General features: G+C 58.6%; 23 protein-coding genes. 12 read left to right on the top strand and 11 right to left on the bottom strand.

Translation table 11 applies throughout. The features are described 5' to 3' along the window. The first annotated feature begins 8 nt into the window (after positions 1-8). Both M0D67_RS34630 and M0D67_RS34625 read left to right on the top strand, forming a co-directional pair. The gene (locus M0D67_RS34630; protein ID WP_266241460.1) at positions 9-725 is read left to right on the top strand and encodes a metallophosphoesterase; all 717 of its coding nucleotides are present in this window, start codon (positions 9-11) and stop codon (positions 723-725) included. Between the two features lie 65 nt (positions 726-790). Continuing rightward, positions 791-1,099 (top strand): plastocyanin/azurin family copper-binding protein, encoded by a 309-nt coding sequence (locus M0D67_RS34625; RefSeq protein WP_154559223.1) that lies wholly within the window; start codon positions 791-793, stop codon positions 1,097-1,099. Between the two features lie 380 nt (positions 1,100-1,479). Here the strand turns inward: M0D67_RS34625 and M0D67_RS34620 are convergent, their stop codons facing one another. Next, positions 1,480-2,667, bottom strand: coding sequence for a TIGR03118 family protein (locus M0D67_RS34620; protein WP_266241458.1), 1,188 nt, complete (start codon positions 2,665-2,667; stop codon positions 1,480-1,482). Positions 2,668-3,193: 526 nt separating this feature from the next. On the opposite strand from M0D67_RS34620, the gene M0D67_RS34615 reads away from it, so the two are divergent. After that, entirely contained in the window at positions 3,194-3,691 is a 498-nt protein-coding gene (locus M0D67_RS34615; protein WP_166618157.1) for a class I SAM-dependent methyltransferase, read from the top strand. A 5-nt stretch (positions 3,692-3,696) separates the two neighbouring features. Here M0D67_RS34615 and M0D67_RS34610 read toward each other — a convergent pair whose 3' ends face one another. The 6 genes from M0D67_RS34610 to M0D67_RS34585 all read right to left on the bottom strand — a co-directional run bounded on the left by M0D67_RS34610 (position 3,697) and on the right by M0D67_RS34585 (position 11,804). Then, positions 3,697-5,088: a DUF3300 domain-containing protein gene (locus tag M0D67_RS34610; RefSeq protein ID WP_266241456.1), complete on the bottom strand. Its 1,392-nt coding sequence runs from the start codon at positions 5,086-5,088 to the stop codon at positions 3,697-3,699. A gap of 365 nt (positions 5,089-5,453) precedes the next feature. Then, positions 5,454-6,785, bottom strand: a complete 1,332-nt coding sequence (locus M0D67_RS34605; RefSeq protein WP_266241454.1) for a hypothetical protein — start codon at positions 6,783-6,785, stop codon at positions 5,454-5,456. A 633-nt stretch (positions 6,786-7,418) separates the two neighbouring features. Next, entirely contained in the window at positions 7,419-8,444 is a 1,026-nt protein-coding gene (doeB, locus tag M0D67_RS34600; protein ID WP_266241452.1) for a N(2)-acetyl-L-2,4-diaminobutanoate deacetylase DoeB, read from the bottom strand. Between the two features lie 181 nt (positions 8,445-8,625). Next, positions 8,626-9,834 carry an ectoine hydrolase DoeA gene (gene doeA / locus M0D67_RS34595; protein ID WP_266241450.1) on the bottom strand — a complete coding sequence of 403 codons (1,209 nt, stop codon included), beginning with the start codon at positions 9,832-9,834 and terminating at the stop codon, positions 8,626-8,628. 73 nt (positions 9,835-9,907) lie between these two features. After that, positions 9,908-11,065: a branched-chain amino acid ABC transporter substrate-binding protein gene (locus M0D67_RS34590; protein ID WP_266241529.1), complete on the bottom strand. Its 1,158-nt coding sequence runs from the start codon at positions 11,063-11,065 to the stop codon at positions 9,908-9,910. 169 nt (positions 11,066-11,234) lie between these two features. After that, a complete protein-coding gene (locus M0D67_RS34585; protein WP_266241448.1) occupies positions 11,235-11,804 on the bottom strand; it encodes an ureidoglycolate lyase in 570 nt (189 codons plus the stop codon). 552 nt (positions 11,805-12,356) lie between these two features. On the opposite strand from M0D67_RS34585, the gene M0D67_RS34580 reads away from it, so the two are divergent. Together M0D67_RS34580 and M0D67_RS34575 are read left to right on the top strand one after the other, a co-directional pair. Beyond that, positions 12,357-13,835: an NAD-dependent succinate-semialdehyde dehydrogenase gene (locus M0D67_RS34580; RefSeq protein WP_266241446.1), complete on the top strand. Its 1,479-nt coding sequence runs from the start codon at positions 12,357-12,359 to the stop codon at positions 13,833-13,835. Between the two features lie 10 nt (positions 13,836-13,845). Then, the gene (locus M0D67_RS34575; protein WP_266241444.1) at positions 13,846-15,228 is read left to right on the top strand and encodes an aspartate aminotransferase family protein; all 1,383 of its coding nucleotides are present in this window, start codon (positions 13,846-13,848) and stop codon (positions 15,226-15,228) included. A gap of 96 nt (positions 15,229-15,324) precedes the next feature. On the opposite strand, the gene M0D67_RS34570 is transcribed toward M0D67_RS34575, so the two are convergent. Both M0D67_RS34570 and M0D67_RS34565 read right to left on the bottom strand, forming a co-directional pair. Then, positions 15,325-15,801 carry an Lrp/AsnC family transcriptional regulator gene (locus tag M0D67_RS34570; protein ID WP_172176542.1) on the bottom strand — a complete coding sequence of 159 codons (477 nt, stop codon included), beginning with the start codon at positions 15,799-15,801 and terminating at the stop codon, positions 15,325-15,327. Positions 15,802-15,880: 79 nt separating this feature from the next. Next, positions 15,881-17,026, bottom strand: a complete 1,146-nt coding sequence (locus M0D67_RS34565; RefSeq protein WP_266241439.1) for a LysR family transcriptional regulator — start codon at positions 17,024-17,026, stop codon at positions 15,881-15,883. On the opposite strand from M0D67_RS34565, the gene M0D67_RS34560 reads away from it, so the two are divergent. Both M0D67_RS34560 and M0D67_RS34555 read left to right on the top strand, forming a co-directional pair. Then, entirely contained in the window at positions 17,025-18,059 is a 1,035-nt protein-coding gene (locus tag M0D67_RS34560) for a D-cysteine desulfhydrase (RefSeq protein ID WP_266241437.1), read from the top strand. The genes M0D67_RS34565 and M0D67_RS34560 overlap by 2 nt on opposite strands. Before the next feature lie 30 nt (positions 18,060-18,089). Further along, positions 18,090-19,448 carry a dicarboxylate/amino acid:cation symporter gene (locus M0D67_RS34555; protein ID WP_266241435.1) on the top strand — a complete coding sequence of 453 codons (1,359 nt, stop codon included), beginning with the start codon at positions 18,090-18,092 and terminating at the stop codon, positions 19,446-19,448. Between the two features lie 67 nt (positions 19,449-19,515). Here M0D67_RS34555 and M0D67_RS34550 read toward each other — a convergent pair whose 3' ends face one another. After that, positions 19,516-20,274 (bottom strand): GntR family transcriptional regulator, encoded by a 759-nt coding sequence (locus M0D67_RS34550; RefSeq protein WP_266241433.1) that lies wholly within the window; start codon positions 20,272-20,274, stop codon positions 19,516-19,518. A 271-nt stretch (positions 20,275-20,545) separates the two neighbouring features. Between M0D67_RS34550 and M0D67_RS34545 the strand changes: the two genes are divergently transcribed. From M0D67_RS34545 to M0D67_RS34530, 4 genes are all read left to right on the top strand, one after another. Further along, positions 20,546-20,815 (top strand): UxaA family hydrolase, encoded by a 270-nt coding sequence (locus M0D67_RS34545; RefSeq protein ID WP_266241527.1) that lies wholly within the window; start codon positions 20,546-20,548, stop codon positions 20,813-20,815. A gap of 56 nt (positions 20,816-20,871) precedes the next feature. Next, positions 20,872-22,047 (top strand): UxaA family hydrolase, encoded by a 1,176-nt coding sequence (locus tag M0D67_RS34540; protein WP_302273745.1) that lies wholly within the window; start codon positions 20,872-20,874, stop codon positions 22,045-22,047. A 166-nt stretch (positions 22,048-22,213) separates the two neighbouring features. After that, positions 22,214-23,551 (top strand): C4-dicarboxylate transporter DctA, encoded by a 1,338-nt coding sequence (gene dctA / locus M0D67_RS34535; RefSeq protein ID WP_266241431.1) that lies wholly within the window; start codon positions 22,214-22,216, stop codon positions 23,549-23,551. Beyond that, positions 23,548-24,567, top strand: a complete 1,020-nt coding sequence (locus M0D67_RS34530; protein ID WP_266241429.1) for an Ldh family oxidoreductase — start codon at positions 23,548-23,550, stop codon at positions 24,565-24,567. Before dctA ends, M0D67_RS34530 begins: the two co-directional genes overlap by 4 nt. A 183-nt stretch (positions 24,568-24,750) precedes the next feature. Here M0D67_RS34530 and M0D67_RS34525 read toward each other — a convergent pair whose 3' ends face one another. Next, a complete protein-coding gene (locus M0D67_RS34525; RefSeq protein ID WP_266241427.1) occupies positions 24,751-26,400 on the bottom strand; it encodes a fatty acid--CoA ligase in 1,650 nt (549 codons plus the stop codon). Between the two features lie 145 nt (positions 26,401-26,545). On the opposite strand from M0D67_RS34525, the gene M0D67_RS34520 reads away from it, so the two are divergent. Continuing rightward, positions 26,546-26,731: hypothetical protein (locus M0D67_RS34520; protein ID WP_266241425.1), on the top strand; the 186-nt coding region annotated here is incomplete at its 3' end.

The following is a 26,731-nucleotide window of genomic DNA, read 5'->3' as shown; positions in this document are numbered from 1 at the left end:
AGAATCTCATGTCGTCACAGAACCCATCCGATCCTTCACGTCGCAGGGCCTTGAGGTGCATGGCCTATGGCGGACTCGGAACACTGTTCACGCTTTCCGGCGGCGTGCTCACGCCCATCGACCTGGCCATAGCGCAGGAAAAGAACGGACAGTCCGTGGACATAGGCAAACCGTTGTTCCTGCAGATCAGCGACACACACATCGGGTTCAACAATGAAGCCAACCCTGATGTGTCGGGAGCACTCAAGCAGACCATCGATCTCGTCAAGAGCATGCCCACGAAACCTGCTCTGGCCATTCATACAGGCGATATCACCCGCCTCTCGAAAGCTCAGGAGTTCGACCTCGCATCCCAACTCCTGTTCGAATTAACGGTCCCGGAACTTCATACCGTCCCGGGCGATCACGACGCAACGGATGATTCCAGCGCGGAATATTTCTGCCGGTTTGGCAAGGTCTCGGATAACAGAGGCTATTACAGCTTCGACCGTGACGGTGTTCATTTCATCAATCGTCAACGTCATGCATCTCTCCATGGCAGAGGCAACATCACCTTCCATACGGCTCGCTCCACTGCCTTTCCTCAACCTACCGCCGGGAATGGCCCAGGCCCGGTACCGCTGACGGTTGCGCGCGACCAGTCGCCAAGAATGCTTGGCGTGACGACCGTCTCGTTCGCCGGCCATCCCGGTGTCGCCCCGCTTCACGATTCAGCAACTGCATAAGCTTCGAGGAGATCATTGTGAAAAATCATTCGTTACCGAAATCCGTATTTGCGGTCGTGTTCTGCCTGGTAGCGTCTGGAGCTACAGTCACGGCGTCCGCACAAAGCGCGAGCGACTCTCTCGTGACGATAAAGAATTTGATGTTTTCGCCCTCGTCCGACACGATCAAGGCCGGCACGACGATCACGTGGATGAATCTCGATGCGGAGCCGCACACGATAGTCCACGACGTAGGCGCCTTTGACGTGGGCCTCTTTCATTCGTATGACCTCGATCAAGACGACACGTTTTCGTACAAGTTCGACAAGCCCGGGATCTACAAGGTCTATTGTGGGGACCACCCCGACATGAAGGAAACGATCACGGTTCAATGACTCGAACTACTGTGGTCTGAGCCGAGTAACGCCATGCATATCTGGAGCATTGACGTACAGCGCGTCGACCGCGAAATCAATCACTACGATGCCGTCGTGCCGCTTGTTGTGCGGATAATGCAGCTTCGGCCGTGGCGCTGTCACGTTAAATTTAAAGCGATTCTTCATTCTTCATCACGCGATCTAACTCGACCATCTCAGCAACGTGACAGTGCCAGCCGGCCTCCTCGTCGCGGTGAAGCGACGGGGTTAAAGTCAGTTTGCGAAACGCACTCTGACCCGACGGAGGTCGACATGAACTATTGTGGCGTAGACCTGCATTCGAACAACTGCGTGTCGATCGCCAGGAAGCTGCGCAGGGAGCCACGCGCGACTGCCGGCTATTGCCTGTGCTGATCGGATCCTCGCGACTTGGAGACGCTCAATGGAGCTATGGTACCGAACAGTCCATTGGTCTCTTTGTTAGGACCTGCCGAGAAGTACAGCGTGTCCGAGTTCGAGTTGCGGCCGCCACCGAGTGTCAGAGACCACAACCCGTCGATAGCCACTGGATTGCCGAACGGATTCTCCAACTGATCGACGAACGTGCCGTCATCGTTGAAGACATTGATTCGGCCGTCGCCGAAGTTGCCAATCAGGATCTTGCCGCTGAAGCGGCCGAATGCAAACGATGCGCGCGTGATGCCCCAGGGCGAATTGAGCGCCCCCCGGCTGGAGAAGCGGTGCAGCAGGTGGCCGTCTGTATCGAATACATCGACGAATCCATGACCTCTGCCTGCAACATCGTCGTGCTTCTGATCGTTCTGCTGCGCATAGGTGACAAAAAGGTCGCCATCGATGTTCGCGATACCAAACGGCGCGTAGCCGGCCGGGATGTCCGGGTCGGTGAAGCCGCCGTCCGTCGTCACGGACGTGAACAAGCCGTTCGTACCGTTCGGCCCGAATACGTCGATCCGACCCGAGCGGAAGTTCGTGGCGAACAGGAAACCTCCTTTTGCGTTTACGCCGAAGACGAGACCCTTGTAGACGGCCCCGCTGGCGGCGGACGGAAAGGACGAGTTATCGGCCGCGATCACGGCGTTGGTCGGCGGATTCAACCCACCGGCCCAAGCGGAAATCGTGCCATCCTCGGTCGCGAAGATGAATGCGGCCTGGATCGAGGTACCTGGCACGAGAAACGCCGATGAGGGATTCCACACGATTCCGGTCGGCGCCGCAGGCGTGGGATTCGATGGATTGTTGGGAAAGACGGGATGACAGGCGCTGGTCGGTATGACATTGCCTGGCAGCGGGATGGAGACCTGCAGCGCCACCTTTGTCCCCTCGCCGTCATACAGCGTGGAGCAGCCTGTGGCATTGTCGTTGATCCAGAATGGACTTGCTGCCGGACTAAAGGCAATACCCCAGGCGTTCTGTAGTACCCCGTCGACCTTCGGGGCAGCGCCTGCCAGGTTGGACACGAGTGGTGTGACGACGTAAGCATCATCGTCAGCGGCATGCCCGATTGTGAAACCGGCGGCGAGGACGATCACGGCCGCCGCTTTGAGGCCCCAAGAAACCTGTGACATGACTACCCTCCTTAGTCTGACTGTTGAGAAATTGCTCCGCGAGTAGGCGCCAGAGGAGGCTAAACGACCGCTGTCCTTCAAATATTCCCGCTGTACCTAAAAAAATTCCACTTGCCACCCGGTCGTATGGCGCGACAGAGTTGACAGCGGCTGGTTCAACAAGATCACGATGGGCTGCGGAAGCGCGGCGAGCCAGAAAGCGGCTTCCTACGCGACATCGGGCGGAATATTTCGAAGCCCACTTACGTTCTGCTAGCGCAGGTTCGCCTGCACCGGCGAGCACGGGTCCTTCATCCGCGAAAAAGGTACGCATGGCAAATTCGTAACGATTCAGTCGGTTTCGCGTCAACTACTACCTGATATTCTTGAGGCGGTTTCCGCAATTGCATCACGACTGGGGTACATTTGTAGACCGTCCGACGTCGTGTTCTTTCCTCGCATGAGCCTAAATTTTTTCAAGCAATGGTTAAGAGGCCCTGCAACCGTAGGCGCAGTGGCTCCCTCGTCGCGTTGTCTCGCCGATGCCATGGCTGACGGCGTTGAGGCTTTCGAGGCGATCGTCGAGGTGGGGGCCGGCACCGGAGTTGTGACGGACTCTCTCGTGCGTCGGCACCCGTCAGCGCGGCTGATCGTATTCGAACTCGGAGATCAATTGGCCACCGAACTGAGAGGGCGATTTCCACAGGCGCATGTGGTCGGCGGCGCATTCCATGCGAACGCTTCGGTCCTTCAAGACCTGCCAGCGAAAACTATTATTGTGTCCGGACTGCCGTTTCGTTCGCTTTCGTCTGATGTCGTCGAACCCACGGTTGCCGCATTCGCTGAACTCCTTTACGCGGACCGGGCTCGACGTCTTGTGCAGTTCACGTATCAACCGAGAGTCCCGTTTACGGCCCCCGTAGGGTTGTGTTGGCACCGCATCAAAACAGTCTGGCTGAATGCGCCACCAGCGAACGTCTGGCATCTGAGCAGCAAGACCAACTGGCAAGGTAGCGACGCGGCGGAGCTTGGCGCGTCGGCCTGATCTCTTCAGCGTGTCCTGGCGCCGTCCGACGTCGCCGGCCGCGCCACCCCGCCCGCAGGACGGAATACGGGCGCTGGCATGCCGCTGACGCGTCCGGGCATGGCTGGCGCCTGCATGCCAAGGCCGCGACCGGACGGTACGAAGCCTGGCGCGACGTGTAGCATCACCACAGCGGTTGGCCGCGGCATCGGGTGCGGCATCTGCGCTGGAGGCGCCCGCTGTACTTGAGGCGCCTGTACGTGGGGCACCTGCGGTGGGTGAGGTACCTGTGCGCGGGGCGCCGTCCATACCTGAGGCGTCTGCGCATGAGGACCCTGCGGCGCAGGCACCGGAGCCGCCTGCGGATGCGCGCTCCCCGGCATCCCCGCGACGGCCGGCACGGTGCGCGATGAAGGAACGGCCAACGCTGCCGGATTTCCGCGCGAGGCCGGGCGCGCATCCGGCGACGCGGCGTTCGACGCAAACCGGCTCTGCACGACCGGGTCGCGGTACGGAACGCCGCGCCGATGCCACGGATCGTGCGTCCACTCGCCCCCCGACGGCCTATGGTGGCGGTCCAGGTCGGCGAAGCGGTCGCGGTCGAGGTCGATGTGGTGCCGATGCCAGTCACAATGCTCCCAACCCCACAGCGGGACGACTATGGCTACGCTCACCCAGCCGAAGCCGAACGGACCGGGCACCGCGTCGTAGAAGTCATTTGGGAAATAGTCGGGCGGATAAGCGGGATAAGGCCAGGCGCCATAGGCAACCGTCGGGTTGTAGACCGGAACGTAGACGGTGTCCGCGCTGGCGGGCTGGATCGTGATGTCCTGCCCGACCTGGTTGACCGCCTCCTCCGGTATCGACTGCAGCGTGCCTGCCGCCTGCGCACGCTGGCGAAGGCGCTGGATCGAATCCATGACCACCGGCTGGCTGGCCAGAAAGGCGTCGCCAATGCGCTCGGTCCACTCGAGGTTGTCATCGAGCATTTTCAGCACCTGCGGAAATGGCACGAGCGACTTCACACTCGGATCCCAGGGCTGCTGCTCGAGCGCGTCAGTCAACTGCCCGCCCTGGAGCGCCGAGTTGCCCGGCTGCTGAACCCAGCGATCGGCTTCGACGACTTCCAGTGGATAGGTCGCCGCCATCAGGATCTGGGCGACCAGCGGATCAGGATAGAGCGCGATCGGCGCGAGCATTTGATCGAGCTTCTCTGCCGTCAACGGCGCGACGGCCTGCGGCGCCGGCTGGACCTCGCCCTCACCATGCACGCCCGATGACGCTCCGAGGATCAGGCTTGCCAGCGTCCCGGCGAGAATCCGGAACATGGTCGAATTCATCTTACCTCCTCGCAAGGTGCGATCCACGCAGATCGGCTGCGGATCGCCCTCGAACCAGACATCGCTGGTCTGTTGCACTTTTGACTCCGTTCGAACGTGCAAATTCGCGAACGCGGGGCTGCTGGCCGATCGAAATCGTTACCGCCGTTACAGCTCCACGGAGAGAACGATCGGGACGGGTGGCAAATTCCAGCGCCGCCTCCAGCGCTGCGCGGGCGATCGGGTTCCAACGCGGGGATTGCGCCATCGTCACGGCGATTACATTGGGATGTTGGGATGCGCGGCGCGCAACGTCGAAAGCTCGAGGTCGGACCGAATCGCGAGTGACGCCCGGCCTGCGGCGCCCTGCGCGCCGGGTGCCGAAACGAGAGATGCGCGCCTAGCTACGACCAGTTGAAGGGACCAGCCAGGGTATGCGGAGGCAGTTTGCTGGGTGGCAGGCATTAATCGCCGTCCTCCTCATGCTTATGATGTTTCCAGCCCTTGTGCCAGCCATTGTCGTGCCATTGCCGGCGGTCCCTGTACTCGGCCTCATATCCGTGGCCGTAGGCAACGGGCACTTGCGCGTACACGATGGGAGGCTCCTGATACACGACTGGGGGGCGCTCGTATACGACGGGAGCCGCTTCAAAGACGACGGTTGGCGGCGCTTCATATACTGGAACGTACTGCGCCGAACGGAGGCGATCCTGCGTGGCGAAATCGCCCGCACGACCGGGCCGCCCCGTAGCAAACTGCGGTGCAGCGAAATCCCGGGAAGGCACAGCGCCGCGATCGAACGGAACGGAAGGTACGTGCCGGGCGATCTCAACACGGGAAACGGCGGTTCCGCGAGAAGAAGCCGACGATGATGGCGCGCCACGACCGGTCGAAGACGTCTGTCGCCTTGGCGGTGTCGATCGGGTGATGCCGAGCGCCTGCCGCACGCTTGCCATAAAGTGCGACGCCCAATTCCCACGATTTTGGGGCACGCCGTTGCCCGCTTTGCCAGGCCGCCCTGTAGCTGGCCGCGGTGCAGCAGAAGCCCGGGAAGGTGCCGCGCGGCGTTCGAACGAAGTGGAAGGCGTAGGCGGGGCGAGTGCGGTACGGGCGATTGCGGTTGCGCGAGCAGGAGTTGCGGTTGATGGCTTGACCGGACCGGACGAAGACACTTGTTGCGTTGCCGATGCCGGTCGGGTTATCCCGAGCACCTGCTGTGTGCTCGTCTTCGATTCGACGTGGGCGCTCTGATCATGGTTGGGCCAGACATCATAGGTGACGGCACCCACGACGCCGACGGCCAATGCGCTTGCCGACGCAACCCAAAACCCGGTGCGTCCGAAACGCGTAGGCGGTGCGGCCGGTACTGGATCAACGGCAAGATTGGCGTACACAGCCGGGCTTCCTGCACCCAGATGCAGCAACCCCGGCCGTCCGGGCACGGCGCCGGCCTTCGATTCATTTCGTCTGATCTGTCGATAGACTTTGCTCACACTTGTGTGCAGCCGAGGGAACCTCCTGAAGAGGATGATGAGCGAAACGATCACGCACATCAGCGTGTTGGCCAGATTCATCCAGAACATTCCATTCGGAATTCCCCGGCTCATTTCGAGGAGCATAAGTGCGAACGTGCCATTGCTGAGAGCCCAGCTCGCCCAACTGAGCAGACTGTGGCTGCGCACGTCTGCTTCCCTCGCGAGGAGTTTTCCGATGGTCGGAAGGTACGTCAGGATGCGCGCCCCATTCCAGAACAGGAACATCGCGCTAAGAGCCTGGATGTAGAGTTCGTGAGACATCTCGACTCCCTTGCCATGCATGGCGGACCGGCTCCGGCCACTACGATCATCCGCGTCGTCTAGTCGCCAACATTGAGGTTAGGCATGAAAAACCTGCCAACACCGCATCGGGTCGCCCGTCCGATGGTCCGATCTGTCGACCGCGTGGGTAGCAACGTTTTCATAGCGCACTGGCTCATGATAGAAAACTTGTCGCAACATTGCTGCTCCCCGTCTTCTATCGCCTATGGATGTGCTGAACGAGCCGGTGAATCGGTAAATCTGAGACGTCCTGGTGACTTGAAGGTCGACAAGTCGTAGCACCGAGGGTGCGCCTTCTCGTTCGGGTCACTGGAGATAGACGTTTGTCGGTTGTTTCGCGATCAGGTCGCCACGGCAAGAAAGTTCCGCGATGACAAGGAATCCTTATGTCATCAACGAATAGAATTGATCGGCAGCGGTTCGGGTAAGGTATCCTGCTCATACTAGAAATCTCGTCAAAACTGCCTATTTGCACCAGAGCCATATATTCCACCCAGGTCAATCGGTGCAAGTTGAGACATCGGGATTGTTTTACAGAAGAGGTTACAGGTTGAATGGGCCGACGCGAGCCCATAGCCGCGATAGCAGCAATCGCGCGTCTCAGAGAACAACTCAGCCGGCCACTACTACATCGCGCTCGACGACTATTGCAACAACCGCGATCGTGTCGCCGACTTTCACCAACCCAGGAAAGTGTCGGGCTACGACAATCCCGTCTCGCCGTGCTCTGTATTCGACCACCGGCACGCCGGTGCGACTCGTGTCGTAGATGCGTGCCAGGACATCGCCGCACGTAACCGTTTCGCCCAGATCGCGGCACATCTCCAGCAATCCGCCGTGGTTGCTGGTGGTGTAGCAGGATCCGTCCGGCATATCGAGGAGTGTCGTCGTGCGCCGCTCGGTACCCGGTTGCCCATCACCCTCCAGGATGCCGGCGTACCGCAAGAAGCCACGCACGCCCCGGTCAGCAATAGCGACGCTCTTCGCCGTTGACGCACCGCCGCCGCCGAGTTCCGTCGATACGAACACCTTGCCAGCCTCCTCGACTGCCGTGTCAAACATTCCGACGCTGTCGAGTTCGAGAAGCCGCATCGAGTACGGGGCACCGAATGCTCGCATCGCGGCCTCGCAGCGCGCCTGCTGAGCCTTGTCGTCGAGCACGTGGATTGCGGCAAATGGCACGAAATCAAGTGTGCGACCGCCAGCGTGAATGTCGAGCACGTAATCCGCAAGCGGGAGCAGGCACCGCTGGAAGTAGTCAGCGATTTTCTCCGTCACGGTGCCGTCGGGCCTGCCAGGGAAGCTGCGGTTCAGGTTGCCCGCGTCAATCGGCGAAGTGCGCGTACCGGCCTGAAACGCCGGATAGTTCATGAACGGAATGATAATGACCCGTCCACACACGTCATGTGCGCGAAGCTCGCCTGCAAGCTTCGACAACGCAACGGGGCCTTCGTATTCGTCCCCGTGGTTGCCGCCCGTAAGCAAGACAGTTGGTCCCTCACCACGTTTCACGACCGCAACCGGAATCATGACCGCACCCCACGCAGAATCGTCCCGTGAGTACGGCAGTTTCAAGAACCCATGTTGCTCGCCATCGGCGTCGAAATCGACAGTGGGGGTTATTGGTGAAGCCAGCATCGGGGCATTCCTTGATATAAGTTCGTGTGGCGCCGTACGGTAGCTCAGGACAGCTTGATTGGACATCACCGGCGCCCCGGTCGTCACCGTTTCGCACAACAACTAACTCACAGTGCTCCGGAGAAGTTGAGTAGCAATGCCCTCATCCACTTCTCCCGAAACACGCATCAAGTTAGAACAGTCAGTTTTTGACAAAGAGCTTCCGCGGAACATCGCACAGACATGATGAACCTGTCGTTGTAATAACGATGCTCTCGGTAATCTCCAGTCCCCAGTCCTCGAACCACAGGCCAGGCATGAAGTGGAAAGTCATGCCCGGCTCCAGCACTGTTTTATCCCCGACGCGCAGGCTCGCAGTACGCTCGCCCCAGTCTGGGGGATAGCTCATTCCGATCGGATAGCCCACGCGACCACCTTTCTGAATGCCGTGCCGATTCATGACAGAAAAGAAGGCCGTTGCAATATCCTCGCACGTGTTTCCCGGCTTGGCAGCTTCAAGCCCAGCCTCAATTCCTTCAATAACCGCTTTTTCGGCATTCAGGAATTTCTGCGGAGGCTGACCGATATATACCGTTCTCGACAACGGGCAGTGGTATCTTCTATAAACCCCTGCAATTTCGAAGAAGGTACCCGCACCGCGCTGGAACTTCGAATCGTCCCACGTCAAATGAGGAGTAGCAGCCTCAATTCCGGTCGGAACCAGAGGCACAATCGACGGATAATCCCCACCGAAATCATCCACACCCCGAATCGCAGTTGCAAAAATTTCAGCAACCAGATCGTTCTTCCGCATACCCGGCTCGATCAAATCGAGGATTCGAGCGTACATCTTCTCCAGGATGCGCCCCCCGATCCGCATATAGCGCAGTTCGGTCTCCGACTTCACGGCGCGTTGACGGTTAACGAGCCCTGTCGCATCCACCCATGAGTTCTTCGGCAAATGCTTCTGCAGTGTCGTAAGCGACGCCGCAGAAAAGTAGAAGCTGTCCATTTCCACCCCGACAGCCAAACCTTCCCAGTGACGACCCGCAATCACTTCGCGAGCAAGGTACTCCATCGGATGCAAGTCACGCTGGACATACTCCTCCGGGTACGCGAACAATGCGGAATCGGTCATGTAAGTGGTCGCTTTGGCACCGTTGAGATCGATGCCGCGTCCGAACCAGACGGGTTCGTTATCCATCGAAACAACCACACATTGATGGTTGTAAAACGAATAGCCATCGTACCCCGACATCCAACCGATATTGGCGGGGTCCGACACGATCAGCAAATCCATGCCTCTCGCGACCATCTCGGCACGTACTTTTTCTAAGCGAACCAAATATTCCGCGCGATCGAAAAACTTTCGAAGCTTTGGAAATCCGGCGTCACCTGAGATTTCGCTCATTGACAATACCTCATAACTTGAGAGACAAACATCCGGAAGCTCGACTCGATCAGTTGCTCCCGGACGGAACCGCTTACATCGTCACTTGGTCGACGAACGTCTTCTTCCCGTTTTGATAGTCAAAGATCGAGATCACACCGTTCCGAAGATCCCCTTTCTCATCAAATCTGGTTTCACCAGTAACGCCGCGATAGTCGGTGGCCGGCGTCGCAGTCAGAATCTTTGCTGGATCTGTCGAATTCACACGACGCATCGCATCTACCACGATATACACAGCGTCGTAAGTGAACGGCGCATAGATTTCCATCGCATGCCCAAAACGCTTTTGATATTTGGCCTTGAACGCGGCGCCTCCCGGCATCTTCTCCGGGGACGCTCCGGGCTGAGAGCACACTACGCGATCAACCGCGCTTCCCGCCAGCGCCTCCAATCTGTCAGAGCATACGCCATCACCAGAAAGAATCTTCGCCTGCAAGCCGAGTTGTGCGGACTGTTTGGTGAAGGGCCCCCCGGTTGCGTCCAGACCGCCATACATGATTGCGTCAGGTCTTTCACTCTTGATTTTCGTCAAAATGGCGTGAAAATCGACAGCTTTATCGTTCGTGGTGTCTCGCGACAGGACTTGGATACCCAGGTTTTTTGCCGCCTTTGCGAACTCATCCGCCAAGCCTTGGCCGTATGCCGTAGCATCGTCAACGATCGCAACGGTTTTGATCTTCAGTTTCTCGCTTGCATAGTTTGCCAGCGCAGGACCTTGTTGCGCGTCAGTGGCAACCAGGCGGAAGACGTTCTTGAAACCCTGTCGCGTGAGAGTCGGGTTGGTCGCCGATGGTGTGATCATCGTAATTCCCGCGTCGCTATAAATTTTCGATGCCGGAATCGAAGTGCCCGACTCCATGTGACCAACGACGGCCACCACTTTCTCGTCAACGAGCTTCTGTGCGACCTGGGTAGCCGTCCTCGGGTCTGCGCCGTCGTCTTCGCCGTCCAATTGCAGGACGACCTTCTGACCACCAATCACGAGGCCTTTTGCGTTGATCTCTTCGACCGCAAGCCTTGCACCATTCTCGTTGTCTTTACCCAACTGTGCGACAGGGCCGGTGAGGGGAGCAACATGGCCGATCACCACTGTCTCATCTGCGACCGCCGGTGCTGAGTAGACGGCCGCGAAAGCACATGAAAGCGACGAGAGTGCCGCAATATACGAAATGGATTCAATTTTGCGCATGATCACCACCTGTTATTGAACGTGAGATAACTCAAGATGTAGCGTTATAAGCGTGTGTAAAGCGAAAAGGCACAACTACGCCGTTCGAATTGAATGCCTTCAATCGGCACGCAACCACGATCGAAATAGAGATTCAGAAAATCACTGCGCTTTTCGGTATTGACGAAAAGACTTATGCGACATCGACAATTTCGTTTGACTCGACCTCCTTCAAAACTACCCGACGCGGCACAATTGAATTCCTTGAACTCTCTGCTGTCGGACATCCCGTGTGCAGGTGGACAATCAAATCGTAAGTTGTCGATTGCCGAGATAGCAGAAGGGCCATAACCTCGCCTTTCGACACGCGGATTGCGTGCCAACATCCCGGGCGCACGCATGTCCCCATACCTATTGGAATTTCAAAGGCTCTGATTGAGTGAATGTCAGGGCCACCAGATTCATTGCTGGCAGCAACAATCTGGATCAACGGCCCGGTCAGTGGCACAACCGCTTGCTGAGTCAACAAGCGTGTCTCGAGGGTGCGCACAATCGGGTCGTCGTCGCTGAAGTTGCCCCACACAATTTCGGTCTTGTTCGGAGCCCCCGTATCGAACAGGTGTTCCCGCCACATCGACAGCGTGGCGCCTTTGAAGAACGGCTTGTCGCCGGCAATCGCGATTGCTTTACCCAACACCCAGCCAAACGGAGAAAAAGACTCGGGCGTCAGTTGCTTGACAGTGAGTAGAGGTGCTGCGCTCATTCGTGTTCTCTGAATTTCCAGGATGCATCTTGCAGGTCTGCCAGATTCCAAAAGCGCCGTCGTGAATCTTTTGGGATTACGGGCACGTTGCGTTGCGAAGCACTGTTGGCAGCGGAATGTCCGATCTGAACGGCTTCGCGACGTGAGCCAGGTTTCATGCCTCCTCTCCTCGAGTTCATTCGGAATGAAGAGAGTTTCCGCCGGCAATAAAAGCGCAATACGGCGTTTCGTCGCTGCATCACGCAGAGAATCTGCGTTTTTTTCTTCGTCGCGCACAATTTGTGCGGACCTTCAACTGGCAGTGAATCGTCGGTTGTTTGACTACCGGAGATGTTGTGCGCCGGGGCCAAGAGCCGGAGCTCGTGCGGTCGTGCGTGTAACGGCCAGTCGCCTCGACGGGAATACGCCCTCAATGTCACGCGGCGTTGAAAAGCTGCGTAGCGAGAGGAACATCGCCGGAATTCGACGTCACAATCAATTCAAGTGCGCTTTTTCAGCGAGGCACCGACGCTACCATGTATACGTCGTTTGACGAGCTTATAAGGACACGTCGTGAAAGAGTTAGCAAGAAATGCACTGGCTTCGCTGAGCCGCGCGGACCTGTTGGAACACCGGTCCTACGTGAACGGTTCGTGGAAAGCCGGCCAGGAGAAGATAAGTGTCATCGATCCCGCAACCAGCGAGGTGATTGCCCAAGTGGACATGCTTTCCGCGCACGCCGTTGATGCCGCGGTCGATGCCGCGCGAGCTGCGTTTGAAGGCTGGCGCGAACTTGTTCCGACCGCACGTGGCGCGATTCTTCGAAGGTGGGCTGCATTGCTGCGGAGCAACTCCCAAGACCTCTCCGTAATCATGACGTCGGAGCAAGGCAAGCCCATCAAGGAATCGCGCGGGGAGATCGAGTACGCCGCGAATTTTCTCGACTGGTTTGCAGCCGAAGGTGAGCGTGCCTATGGTGAGACTATTCCGAGCCACCTGGCGGGTAGCCGGCTGACTGTCACCTGGCACCCAATCGGAGTGACGGCGGCGGTTACGCCCTGGAATTTTCCGATCGCGATGATTACGCGCAAGGCCGGCGCTGCGCTCGCAGCGGGTTGCCCGATGATCATCAAGCCCGCGCCGGAAACGCCGCTATGCGCGCTGGCCATCGCAAAACTGGCTGACGAAGCAGGTATGCCGGCGGGAGTGTTTCAGGTCATCAACGGCGACGCGGCCGAGATGTCCAAACGTCTTCTTGAAGCTACAGAGGTCCGCTCCTTCAGCTTCACCGGTTCGACCACAGTGGGTCGAATCCTGCTGCGCCAGTCGGCAGAGACGGTCAAGAAGGTCTCGATGGAACTGGGCGGTCACGCACCTTTCATCGTATTTGATGACGCGTCTCTCGAAGTCGCGGTCGAGGGCTGTATTGACGCGAAGTTTTCGACGTCCGGCCAGGATTGTCTTGCGGCAAACAGAATCTACGTCCAGCGATCCATCTACGAGCAGTTTGTGGAGAAGTTTTCGACCGCTGTCAAAGAGCTGAAGGTGGGGCATGGTCTGGATCCCAGCTCCGACATCGGCCCGATGACTCGTCCGTCTGTGTCGGCGAAATGTCGCGACCAGATTGGGCAGGCAGTCAGCGCGGGAGCTCGCGTCGTTGCAGGTGGAGGCACCTCTCCGCTGGGGCACCAGTTCGTTCTTCCGACAGTTCTGGCTGACGTCGCAGATGACATGGATATTGCGAAGGAGGAGACGTTCGGTCCGGTCGCCGCAATCCTGCCGTTTGATACCGAAGCTGAAGTACTGCAACGCGCAAACAATTCCGAATACGGTCTCGCTGCGTATGTCTACACGAGCAACCTGAATCGTGCGATGCGTATGTCCGATCGACTGGAGTACGGGATGGTGGCCGTCAACACGCCGAAGTTCACGGGTGCATCGATTCCGTTCGGGGGATGGAAGCAGTCGGGCCTTGGGCGGGAAGGATCGCGCTACGGCATGGGTGATTACATGGAGCAGAAGTACACCTGCTTCGGCAATTTGAAGGATTAAGGAGATAGATATGGATATCAAAACGATTTCGGAAATGGATCGCAATTCGGTCCTCCATCCGTTCACGCAGCTTCACGATTTTGCTGCCGGAAAGGCCGGAGATCCCACAATCGTTGAAGGTGGCAAGGGCATCCGCATTCGCGACGCCGAAGGCCGCGAGTACATTGACGGGTTTGCCGGCCTCTACTGCGTCAACATTGGCTACGGCCGCGACGAAGTCGCCGAGGCGATTGCTCGGCAAGCCTACAAGCTCGCCTATTACCACACGTACGCAGCACACACGACGGAAGAGCTTGCCAAACTGTCTGACCGCCTCGTCAAGATGGCGCCGGGCAAGATGAGCAAGGTGTTCTACGGCCTTTCCGGCTCCGACGCCAACGAAACGCAGGCGAAGCTCGTCTGGTACTACAACAATCTTCGCGGGCTGCCGAAGAAGAAGAAGATCATCGCGCGTGAACGCGGATACCACGGGTGCTCGGTTGTGTCCGGCTCGATGACGGGCATGAGCTTCTATCACGACTACATGGACCTGCCGGTCTCGGGCATTTTGCATACGGGCGTACCCCATTATTATTGGGGCGCAAATCCGGGTGAGACGGAGCTGGAGTTCTCGGCACGTCGTGCTCGCGAGCTGGAGGAACTCATTCTTCGTGAAGGCCCGGAAACTGTCGGTGCATTCATCGCTGAACCTGTCCTCGGCACGGGCGGCATCACGCCCCCACCGGAAGGCTACTGGGCAGCGATCCAACCGGTTCTGGCGAAATACGATGTCCTGCTGATTGCAGACGAAGTGATCACAGGCTTCGGTCGTACCGGCGCGATGTTTGGTTCGCAAAAGTACGGGATCGAGCCGGACCTCATCACCGTCGCGAAGGGGCTCACGTCGGCGTACGCGCCACTGTCGGCATGTATCGTGGGCGAAAAGGTCTATGAGGTGCTCGACGCAGGTGCACAGAAGGTCGGTGCCTTCTCGCATGGCTACACGTACTCTGGCCATCCGATTGGCGTTGCAGCAGCGAATGCAGTCCTCGACATCGTCGAGCGTGAGGACCTCCCCGGAAATGCCGCCAACGTCGGCGAATATTTCCAGACGGCACTAGAGAATGCGTTCAGCGATTCGCCGATCGTCGGTGAGGTTCGTGGTGTTGGCCTCATGGCAGCGGTTGAATTCGTTGCTGACCCGGCGACCAAGCAACGCTTTGACGCGCAACTGAAGGTCGGGGCACGAGTGTCGAAAGCCGCTCGAGACCGCGGGCTGATCGCTCGCGCGATGCCGCACGGCGACATCCTGGGTTTCGCTCCTCCGCTCACGATTACCAAGGCGGAGATCGACGAAATCGTTGGCATTGCTCGTCAGGCGGTCTCACAGGTTGCGAACGAACTGGCCAAATAGCCGACGCATTCCTAAGTTTCTCTGACCGCTCTTAAGTCCGATAGTTAGCTCCTTTACGTCGCGCGATGTTTAGGAGCTCTTCCTTTCCAACTCAATCTAGATTGATGCGCCCAAAGGCATCGGCAGAGTAAAGCCAGCTTTAACGCGATCCATAACAACCATCGTTTTGAAAGACTTAATATCCGTATTCTCGTAGAAGAAACGCCTGGTAAACTGCTCGTAATCTTCCATATTGTTTGCAGTAACCAGTAGAACAAAGTCTGCATCACCCGTAACGTAGAAGCCGCTCATTACCTCGGTAGTATTGCAGATCGCCTGCTTGAAGCGGTCAACGATGTCCGCCCGCTCCCGCTCCAAGGTGACCAGGACCAACATCGTCACGTTCCGGCCAATCGCCTTGGGTGAAACGATTGAAATGTCTGCTTCAATCACGCCCTCTGATCGCAACCGCTTCAGTCGGCGCTGGACTCCAGTTGCGGACAATCCGACCTTTTCTCCAAGCTCATCGCTGGTCAGGCGATTGTTACGTTGCACAAGGTCAAGAATGCGAGCGTCGATTTTGTCGAGATCCATGGTCATTACGGTCTGGCGATTAAACAACTGACAGAATAGCGGAAGTCCTCTCGATCATCTAGCACGCGACACGGCGTGGTCAATCTCGACGTTGCGCGACAGAGCCAATGTCCCCGGAGGCTTTGGTCCAGATTTCACTTTGAAAATCGCGGGGTCCGACAAACAATCCCGTTGTTCTGCATAGCGAAATTTCTAGCGGTGTAGTTAAAAACATATCGCCTACGATCTGCAATTTTCCCGACTGCAACTCCGACCCGATCATCGATTCCGGAAGCCACGCGACGCCTTCTCCTAACAGAACTTCCGCCTTCAACGCTTCGACTAGCGCTGTTTCGAAGTGAAGTACAACGTCTGTATGGGCTTCAAGCCGTGCATGCAATGTGCCGGCAACTCGGCCGAGGAACGATGTCCTTGTGTATGCAAGCAACGGAAGCTCAATACGTTTTTCCCCGAAAAGTTCGAAAAGCGCACCTCCACCGTCGCCGCATGCCGATACAGGGACGAGACGATCAGCACCGATCCGTACGCATGATATTCCATTCGCCTCGAATCCGACCGGAACTGCTGCATGTTGATAGCAGATTAGAAAGTGGCAAGCACCGGAGAGGAGCATTTCAACACATTCGTCGAAGTCGGCCGCGGTAATGACGGCAGTAACTCCGCGAGGGCGGCGCTGCGTACGCCACCAGTTTGCGAAGAACGAGCCGGCTAGTGAGTGTGGCAGTGCAAAACGGATCGTTTTACCCGCCCGTTCATGGGCCGCTCGCGCTTCGCGCCGACTTCGATACAGATCTGCGACAACCGCCTCGGCGAGAGGCAGGAATCCGACACCTGCTTCGGTCAGGGCGACCGGGTAGGTGCTTCGGTCCACCAGAGGTACGCCGTACCAGTTTTCCAGCGCCTTGAGGCGTCGGCTGATGGCCGGCTGCGTTGCGTGCCGCGCCTGTGCGGCGTGAGAAAAGTTGCGCAGCTTCGCTACCGACACAAAGTCTTCAAGCCATTTAAGTTCCATGTGATCTTCCCTTAGACAGCACAAGGATAAGTTCCACCAGACCATTCCATATTTGCATAGTTTTATCAAAAACCAGAATTGGCGCTCAATTTTTTCAAAAATTATCCTTAGTCCAACGATGTCGATTGGACGCTTCCCTGATCGCAGCCGCGCGATCGCCGCAGCTTGTGGCCGTCCTCTGCCCTGCTTTTTCAACCAGTAAAGGTATTTCATGCATCTTTCAAAATTTCCGCGAGTCCAGCTTGGCCATGTCGATACCCCTCTGGAGCCAATGCCCCGTCTGAGCGAGCTGCTTGGGGGTCCAAAACTTTTCGTCAAGCGCGACGACTGCACGGGTTTGGCGACAGGCGGAAACAAGACGCGCAAGCTTGAGTTTCTTATCGCTGATGCGCTAGAAAAAGGTGCAGATACGGTCATCACACAGGGCGCCACTCAATCTAACCATGCGCGACAGACCGCGGCAGCGGCTGCGCGCATGGGGATGCGCTGCGTCCTTTTACTTGAAGATCGTACTGGCTCCCGAGACCCCAGCTATCTGCACTCGGGTAACGTATTCCTCGAACGCCTCATGGGAGCGCCGACCCGGATTTACGCCAGCGGGACCGACATGAACGACGCGATGCGCGTCGTCGCGGAGGAAGTGCGTGCAGGTGGTGGGAAACCGTACATCATCCCCGGAGGTGGATCTAATGCCATTGGTGCTTTGGGTTACGTCAACTGTGCACTCGAGATCCTCACGCAGGCAAATCAACAGAGACTGGTCGTACACCACGTTGTTCATGCGACCGGAAGCGCAGGCACCCAGGCAGGCCTTGTGACTGGCTTCGAGGGTAGTCAGAGCGGTATCAACGTTCTCGGCATCGGCGTGCGTGCGCCGCGTGAGGCTCAGGAGCAGAGCGTCTTCAGGCTCGCGTGTGAGACTGCCGAGTACCTCGATATGCCGGGGGCTGTTGCCCGCGAACGCGTGGTTGCCAACTGTGACTACGTGGGTGATGGCTACGGCATACCGACTGCCGGTATGGTGGAGGCAGTCACAATGCTAGCCCGCACCGAAGGCATTCTTCTGGACCCGGTTTATTCGGGTAAGGGGATGGCCGGTTTGATCGGTCTGATCCGGAAAGGTCATTTCAAGCCCGACGAAAACGTCGTGTTCGTGCATACAGGCGGTAGCGCGGCATTGTTCGGCTACATGGATGCTTTCCAGGCTCAACTGCCTAACGAAATCGACACGCGCAATATTCGCTAAAGATCGCCGCGCACCGCCAAGGGAGGAAGCATGAAGCAAAGTCGTCTTGGACTCGCCATTTTTGTTGGTATGGTTGCTGGCATTGTCGTAGGGTATGTGTGCCACCAGACTACGTCCCCAGCAATGGCGAAATCTATCGCGGGACAATTCACGTTAATCTCGGACATCTTTTTGCGCCTGATAAAGATGGTAATCGCACCGCTGGTCTTCTGCGGTATTGTTTCGGGGTTAGCAGCAGTTGGCGACGCGAAAGTCGTTCGCCGAGTGGGACTCCGCGCATTGGGCTGGTTTGTGTGTGCGTCGTTTGTCTCGTTGTTGATTGGAATGCTTCTGGCAAACTTCCTTGACCTCGGTCATTCGGTGCACCTGCCGGAGCCTTCGGCCGGTGCATCGATCAGCACGACTGCTTTCAATCTCTCGAGTTTCGTTTCCCACGTCGTGCCAACGAGCATCTTTCAGGCGATGGCGTCAAATGAAATTTTGCCGATCCTGGTATTCGCAGTGTTTTTTGGCATCGCGGCTGGCGCAATGAAGGAAGTGTTGCCCACGGCCTTGGTTACGTCCATTGATGGCGCCTTTATGTTAATGCTAAAAATCACGTCCTACGTGATGCGCTTTTCACCGTTCGGTGTATTTGGTGCGATTGCTTCCGTCGTCACCATTCAAGGACTGGGGGTCCTGCTAACTTATGGGAAATTCATTGGTTCCGTTTATGTCGGCATGGTGATCCTGTGGTGCATTCTGATACTGGCCGGATATCTGGTCCTGGGAAGGTCCGTGTTTTCTCTGCTCAAACTGATTCGTGAACCAATGATTGTCGCTTTCAGTACAGCAAGCGGTGAGGCCGCATATCCCAAGACATTGGAACAGCTCGCCCGCTTTGGAATCAGTCCCCGGATCAGCAACCTCATCCTGCCGTTGGCTTACGCATTCAATCTTGACGGTTTAATGATGTATCAGGCCTTTGCCGCCCTGTTCATTGCGCAAGCCGCTAACATTCATCTGTCTTTCAGCCAGCAACTTGTGATGCTGTTGGTCATGATGCTGACTAGCAAAGGAGTCGCCGGAGTTCCTCGTGCCGCGATTATCGTGATTGCAGCGACGCTACCCCTGTTTGGCCTGCCCGTCGAAGGTGTCGTTCTGTTGTTGGCGATCGATCAGTTTATCGATATGGGCCGAACCACGACAAACGTCGTGGGCAATTGCATCGCCGCAGCCGCAATCGCAAAATGGGAAGGTGCGCTTCAGCCATGGGCAGGTCGAGAATACACCTCGGCGGCGCAATTCCAGGTTACTGCAACAGCAACCCAAAAGTTTTCTCCCGGCGAAGATTCACCCGTTATGCCAGCAGTGACTGCATCCTTTCCCCATGCCGGGCAACCGCGATGATGTTGTCCTTGGATCTCGAGCGCGTTTGTCAACGCTAACGGGCGGCCCAGGTCGCTTTTCTCAATGTTTATCCGTCGCTCGAGGGGCGCGCATAGCTCGATACATAATCGTATTCCTGCGTGTTCACATGTGAGAGTCGGTACTCGACCGCTTGTTCATTGTACGAATACGCGATCCGCTCGACTTCCAGCACGGGCGCCCCTGAGGCGAGTTCGAGCAATCCGCTCTCAAGCTCGCTCGCCTGTCCAATGCGTACCCGCTCGTCTGTGCTTACCACGTTGATGCCGAACGTATCCTGATAGAAGTTGTAGAGCGTGTTCGGACGATTGCGCAGTGCGGCTTCCGTGAGGTCAGGGAAGCGCGCCACCGGTACCACGATGTTCTCGACGATCACGACCACGCCGTGCAGTGCGAGCTGATTCGTGAACTGAAAGACAGGCGCCCCCTCGCTGATTCGCAGCCGAGCCGCGACTTTCCGCGTTGCCTTCGTTTTACGGAAGTTAACAAGGCTCACGGTAGGATAGGTCTTGTCCCCATCGTTGCGCACGATGCGAAAGAAGCGGAAGAAATGCCGATCGCGCTGATGCATCGCGACGAACGTGCCGAGCCCCTGATGCCTGATGAGTATGTTCTCGGCACATAGTTCATCGATGGCCTTGCGCAGCGTGCCGATCGAGACGCCAAAGCGTTCCGCGAGACGTTTTTCCGCCGGGATCGCTTCACCCCCCTTCCATTCCTGCGCCGCGAGCGCCGCTAGCAGTGCGCTCTTCACTTCCTTGTACCGCGTACCGCCGACGGCGGCCGGCGTTTCCGTCATGGTGCTCATGGTTCTCCCTGAATTCTTCTGAAACGTGTTGCCCCGATTTTACGGCATAACCAACTCATTCAACACATATAGATGATCTAGTTGACATGAATGAATTTGCTGCCTAAGATGACTTCAACACAACAGAGCGGCGGCACGCGGTTCGCCGCCCGGCACGCACCGGCCACTTATTGAACTCAACCAGGAGACGCAGATGAGTTATGCAGCAGCACAAACGAATGGCGCCGCGAGCGCAGCGGCTGAAACGGGTGAACGCAAGACGATCCACATCGTGCTGCACGAGGCGAGGGATACGGTGGGCGTGGCAGTCGTCGAAGGGATTCAGGCAGGAACGCAACTGAACGCGTGGATCATGGATGAGGACGAGATCGTGACCGTGGCCGCGAAGCAGGACATTCCAATTGGCCACAAGGTGGCGCTCAAGGACATGGCTGTCGGCGACACCGTGTTCAAGTACGGCGTCGACATCGGCAAGGTGGTCGCACCGATCACTGCGGGCGAGCACGCCCATGTGCATAACATCAAGACGAAGCGCTGGTAAGCCGCGCACCCGTATAGGCAACAAGCATTTCGCTTCCCCATATCGAGAGAGACACCATGAGCGTAATTGAACTGGATACGACTTTCCGCGGCTATCGCCGTAGCAACGGCCGCGTGGGCGTACGCAATCACGTGATCATCCTGCCGGTCGACGATTTGTCGAACGCGGCTGCGCAGGCGGTCGAGAACAACATCAAGGGCACGATGGCGCTGCCGCATCCGTACGGCCGTCTGCAGTTCGGTGCAGACCTCGACCTGCACTTTCGCACGCTGATCGGTGCGGGCAGCAACCCGAACGTCGCGGCGGTCGTCGTGATCGGAATCGAGGAAGGCTGGACCAAGCGCGTGGTCGACGGCATCGCGGCGTCGGGCAAGCCGGTCATGGGCTTCGGCATCGAATTGCATGGCGACCACGACACGATCATGCGCGCGTCGAAAGCGGCGAAGGAAATGGTGCAATATGCGACCTCGCTGGAGCGCGAGGAATGCCCGATCAGCGACCTGTGGGTATCGACGAAATGCGGCGAGTCGGATACCACGTCCGGTTGCGGCGCGAACCCAACCGTCGGCAACGCGTTCGACAAGCTGTACGGCCTCGGCACCACGCTCGTGTTCGGCGAGACATCGGAGCTGACGGGCGGCGAGCAGATTGTGGCTGCGCGCTGCGCGAACGACGGCGTGCGCGAGCGCTTCCAGTTCATGTTCAATCGCTACCAGGACATGATCAATCGCTGGAAGACCGACGACCTCTCGGAGTCGCAGCCAACCAAGGGCAACATCGCGGGCGGCCTCACGACAATCGAGGAAAAGGCGCTCGGCAACATCCAGAAAATCGGCAAGAAGTGCATGGTTGACGGTGTGCTCGACAAGGCCGAAATACCGACGCATCCGGGCCTCTGGTTCATGGATTCGTCGTCCGCTGCGGCCGAGATGGTCACGCTTTGTGCGGCCTCGGGTTTCGCGGTTCACTTTTTCCCGACGGGGCAAGGCAACGTAATCGGCAACGCGATCGTGCCGGTCATCAAGATCTGCGCGAACCCGCGCACTGTGCGCACGATGAGTGAGCATATCGATGTAGACGTATCCGGCATCCTGCAACGCGAGCAAAACCTCGACCAGTCCGGAGACCGCCTGCTCGAATGCATGCTCGCTACGGCGAACGGCCGCTGGACTTCGGCGGAAACGCTCGGCCATCGAGAATTCGTGCTCACGCGCCTGTTCGAAAGCGCCTGATTTGCCGCAGGCACGGACGCATCATTGCAATACCGATAGAAGCAGCAGGGCAAAACGAAGTCCCCGTCCGGTGCGCGCGCCGGCACGACACCGCTCGACGAAGCGGCGCGTGCCGTGCGACGCGCCCGTCTATCTTCTGGCAGCAACGAGTGGAGGAGACACCATCGTGCGCGTGCTCAAGCATCTCTACGTGCAGGTCCTGATCGGACTTGCCGCCGGCATTCTCGTCGGTCATTTCGCGCCGTCACTCGGCGTTCAGTTCAAGCCGCTCGGCGACACCTTCATCCGCCTGATCAAGATGCTGATCACGCTCCTGATCTTCTGCACGGTGTCGGTTGGCATCGCACGCATGGAGAACCTGAAACAGGTCGGGCGCGTGGGCTTCAAGACGATCCTCTATTTCGAAGTCGTGACGACGATCGCGCTTGTCATCGGCCTGGTGATCGCGAACGTCGTGCATCCGGGCGCGGGACTCAACATCGATCCCGCGACGCTCGATGCGAGCGGCGTTTCGCGCTTCGTGAGCGAGGCGCACACGCAGTCGCAGGCGAGTTTCCTGGATGAGATCGTGCCGAATTCGGTCGTCGGCGCGTTCGCGCGCGGTGATCTGTTGCAGGTACTGCTCTTTTCGGTGCTGTTCGGGATAGCGTTGTCGATCATGTCCGGGCGCAGCCGGATTCTTCAGCGCGGCATCGAGCAGTTCGGTGATGTGCTGATGCGGATCGTCGAGATGATCATGCGGCTCGCGCCGCTCGGTGCCTTCGGCGCGATCGCATTCACGGTTGGCAAGTACGGCATTGCGAGTCTCCAGCAGCTCGGCCTGCTGATCCTGTGCTTCTACATCACGAGCGTCCTGTTCGTCGCAATCGTGCTGGGTATGGCATGCCGCTGGGCGGGCGTGGGTCTCTGGCCGCTCCTCAAATACCTGCGCGAAGAACTGCTGATCGTGCTCGGCACGTCCACAACCGAATCCGTGCTGCCGCGCCTGATGGAGAAGCTCGAACGGCTCGGCTGCCCGAAGTCGGTTGTCGGTCTCGTGCTGCCGACCGGTTATTCATTCAACCTTGATGGCGCCGCGATCTACCTCACGATGACTTCGCTCTTCATCGCACAGGCGACCAACACACACCTCACGCTGATGCAGCAGGTCGGACTGCTCGCGATCCTGATGGTGACGTCGAAGGGGGGAGCCGGCGTCGCGGGCGCAGCGCTCGTTGCGTTGACGGCGACACTCTCGTCGCACCAGATCATTCCGGTGGCGGGCATCACGCTCATCATCGGCATCGACCGCGTGCTGAACGAAGTGCGCGCGCTGGTGAACATGATAGGCAATGCGGTGGCGACGCTAGTCGTCGCGCGCTGGGAAGGCGTGTTCGACGTCGAGACGGCCCGTGCCGTGCTTGCCTCGCCGCGCAGCGAAGCGCCGCTGGAAAGGACAGATGGGGTGGACGCCCGGATGCTGCCGCTGTCTTCGCATCAGGTGATGCGCGAGGGTCGCGAATGAGCGATCCGAACCTGCGCTACCTTCCGGCTGATGAACTGACCAAACTGGCTCGCGAGGCCTTGCTTGGAGCGGGAGCGACGCCTGCGACCGCCGACGCTACGGCGTGCGCGCTCGTCTACGCGGACGCGCACGGGCTCGTGTCGCACGGCGTTGCGCGCCTGCCGATGTACATCGCGCAACTGCGCAACGGCCGGGTCGATCCGGCCGCAGTGCCGGACATCGTACGCGACAAGGGCGCGGCCTTTCTGATTGACGCCGCCGACGGCCTCGCGTTCGCGGCCTGCGAGCTGGCGATTGCGACCGGCATCGAACGTGCGCGACAATTCGGTACGGCAGCGGCGAGCATCGTGCGCAGCCATCATTTTGGCGCGGGGGCGTATCACCTCGAAGCGATCGGCGCGGCTGGGCTCGTCGGGCTCGCATTCAGCAATGCGCCTGCGTCGATGCCGGCCTGGGGCGGCAAGAAACCGCTGTTCGGCACCAACCCGATCGCTGCAGTGTTTCCTCGCCCGAGGGACCGGCCACTCACCATCGACCTGTCGCTATCGCAAGTGGCGCGCGGCAAGATCATGGTTGCGGCGCGAGATGGCAAGCCGATTCCGCAGGGGTGGGCGACGACTGCGGACGGCCAGCCGACAACGAATGCGCAGGCCGCGCTCGACGGCATGATGCTGCCGTTCGGCGGTGCCAAGGGTGCGATGCTCGCGCTGATGGTTGAACTGTTGGCTGCCGCGCTATCGGGCGCGCAATTCGGCGCGGAAGCGGGATCGTTTCTCACCGCCGAGGGCGCGCGTTCGCGCGTCGGCCATCTTTTCTGGATCATCGACCCGGCTGCGCTCGCGGGTACCGCGATATACGAAGAGCGGATCGAGATGCTGATCGACCTGATGCTCGTGGACGACGGTGTACGCCTGCCGGGTTATCGGCGAGATGAGGTGGCCGAGGTTGCCGCACGTGATGGCATCGGGATACCGGCGACGCTGCTTGCGCAACTGGAACGCCGCTGTCAGTTTTAATTGTCCGCGACGCAATAGCCGATAGCGCACCACGAGCTGGTGCGCGATATTCAGCCACCGCGCGTTTAACTTCTGTTGGACCGCGGGCGAGCGCCCCACGCTCTCGCCGAGCGAAACCAGTCGTCAAGCGTTGCCACGCTATAGCTCGGGATGCTCATCGTCTCGTCTCCTCCATTTCACCGGTCAGATAAACAGTTCACGCAGACGCTTCTTGTTCATCTTGCCGACGCTCGTTTTTTCGAGCGCCTCGACGAACTTGACTATCTGCGGCACCGCGTACTTCGAGATCTGGCCTTTTTCGCTGAACGCGAGGACGTGCTTTTTGACGTCATCCTCCGTAAGCGTTGTGGCCAGGTCTTTCCTGGGCACAACCAGCGCCACGGGCCGTTCGCCCCACTTTTCGTCCTTGACACCGATCACGGCAACTTCCGCAACACCCGGATGCTGAGAAATCAGGCTCTCGATTTCGAGCGACGAGACCCACTCGCCGCCTGACTTGATCACGTCCTTGATGCGATCGGTGATCTGCAGATTGCCCGTAGCGTCGATGTTCGCGATATCCTGGGTATGCAGATAGCCACCTTCCCAGAGCTGCCCGGACGCCTCCGGATTCTTCAGGTAGCCCTGGGTAAGCCACGGTGCGCGCACGACGATCTCTCCATACGCCTTGCCGTCGCGCGCGACGTCTTCCATGTTGTCATTCACGATGCGCAAGTCGACGAGCGGCACGGGATAACCGGTCTTGCAGCGTAGGCGCACCTCCTCTTCCGTGTCGATCTGCCCGCTGTCCGGCCTCAACTGCGCGAGGCTCAGCATGGGGCACGTCTCGGACATGCCGTAGCCGGTAAAGATATCGATGCCACGGTCGAGCGCGGCGCGCGCGAGGCCGTGAGGCAATGCGCCGCCGCCAATGATGACCTTCCACTTGCCCAGATCGACATCCTTTGCCTCTGGACAGTTCAACAGCATGTGCAGAATCGTGCCGACGCAGTGAGAAAACGTGACCTCTTCGTCGCGCACCAGTTGCACGAGCCGCTCCGACACATAGCGTCCTGGATAAACCTGCTTCACACCAAGCACCGTGGCGATGTAGGGTATGCCCCAAGCGTGAACATGAAACATCGGAGTAAGCGGCATGTACACGTCGCCGCGATGAAAACGTTGCCCCGACACCGGGCTCGCCAGCGCAGCCATGGCGGTAATCGTGTGCAGCACCAGTTGCCGATGTGAGAAGTAGACGCCCTTGGGCAAGCCGGTGGTGCCTGTCGTGTAGAACGTGGTGGCCCGTGTGTTCTCGTCGAAATCCGGGAACGCATAAGTGGACGCGCTCCTGGCAAGCAGGCTTTCGTATTCGTCGGAGAACGGAATCGTGTGGGCGCATGCTTCGCTGCCTTCCTCTTCGATCCAGACGAATGTGCGCACCGTTTCGAGCTTGTCCTTGATCGCTTCCACCACAGGTAGAAAATCGGTGTGAACGAGCAGGATCTCCGCGCCGGCGTGATTGATCGTATAGGCGATTTCTGACGGCGAGAGCCGCACGTTCACCGTCTGCAAGACGGCACCCATCATCGGGATGGTGAAGTAGCATTCGAGATAGCGATGACTGTCCCAGTCCATGACCGCGACGGTACTGCCATGCTGCGCTCCGAGTCCGCTCAGACCGCTGGCGAGCCGCATGATGCGTTCGCCCAGCGTCCTGTAGGTCAACCGTTTCTGCCCTCTGTAGACGATCTCCTGGTTGGGCGCGTGGGCGAGTGGCGTATGCAGCAGGTGCTTGATCAGCAATGGATAAGCATAGGCTGACGGCGTCGGATTCATCGCCTGGTCGTGCATCTACATCTCCTTGGTTCCGATAGTGGGTACCCGGTTCACGAATGCATCCACCAGCGGCGTCCGTGTAGTGGCATTTCGGCGATGCTCTCGAGCCGGGTTATGCAGGCATGCTATTGAGGGTATGGGCCCAGTCGTGGGCAATCGGATGGAAGCGTCCTACGCCCAGTTGATTGGCGAATGCCAGGGCGTCCGAGTGAAGATGCCCGGCTGCGTAGGACGCAATATCTTTCGGCCGGGCGTTCTCAGCGTAGCCGCGCTGATCCACAGCAGAGGCGCGGATCATGTGCGTCGACGTCGCTTAACGGCCGCCCTGGCAGCCGATCAGGTCGAT

The organism is Paraburkholderia sp. SECH4 (assembly GCF_030511745.1).
GTDB lineage: Bacteria > Pseudomonadota > Gammaproteobacteria > Burkholderiales > Burkholderiaceae > Paraburkholderia > Paraburkholderia madseniana.
This window is presented reverse-complemented; position numbering and strand designations above follow the sequence as displayed.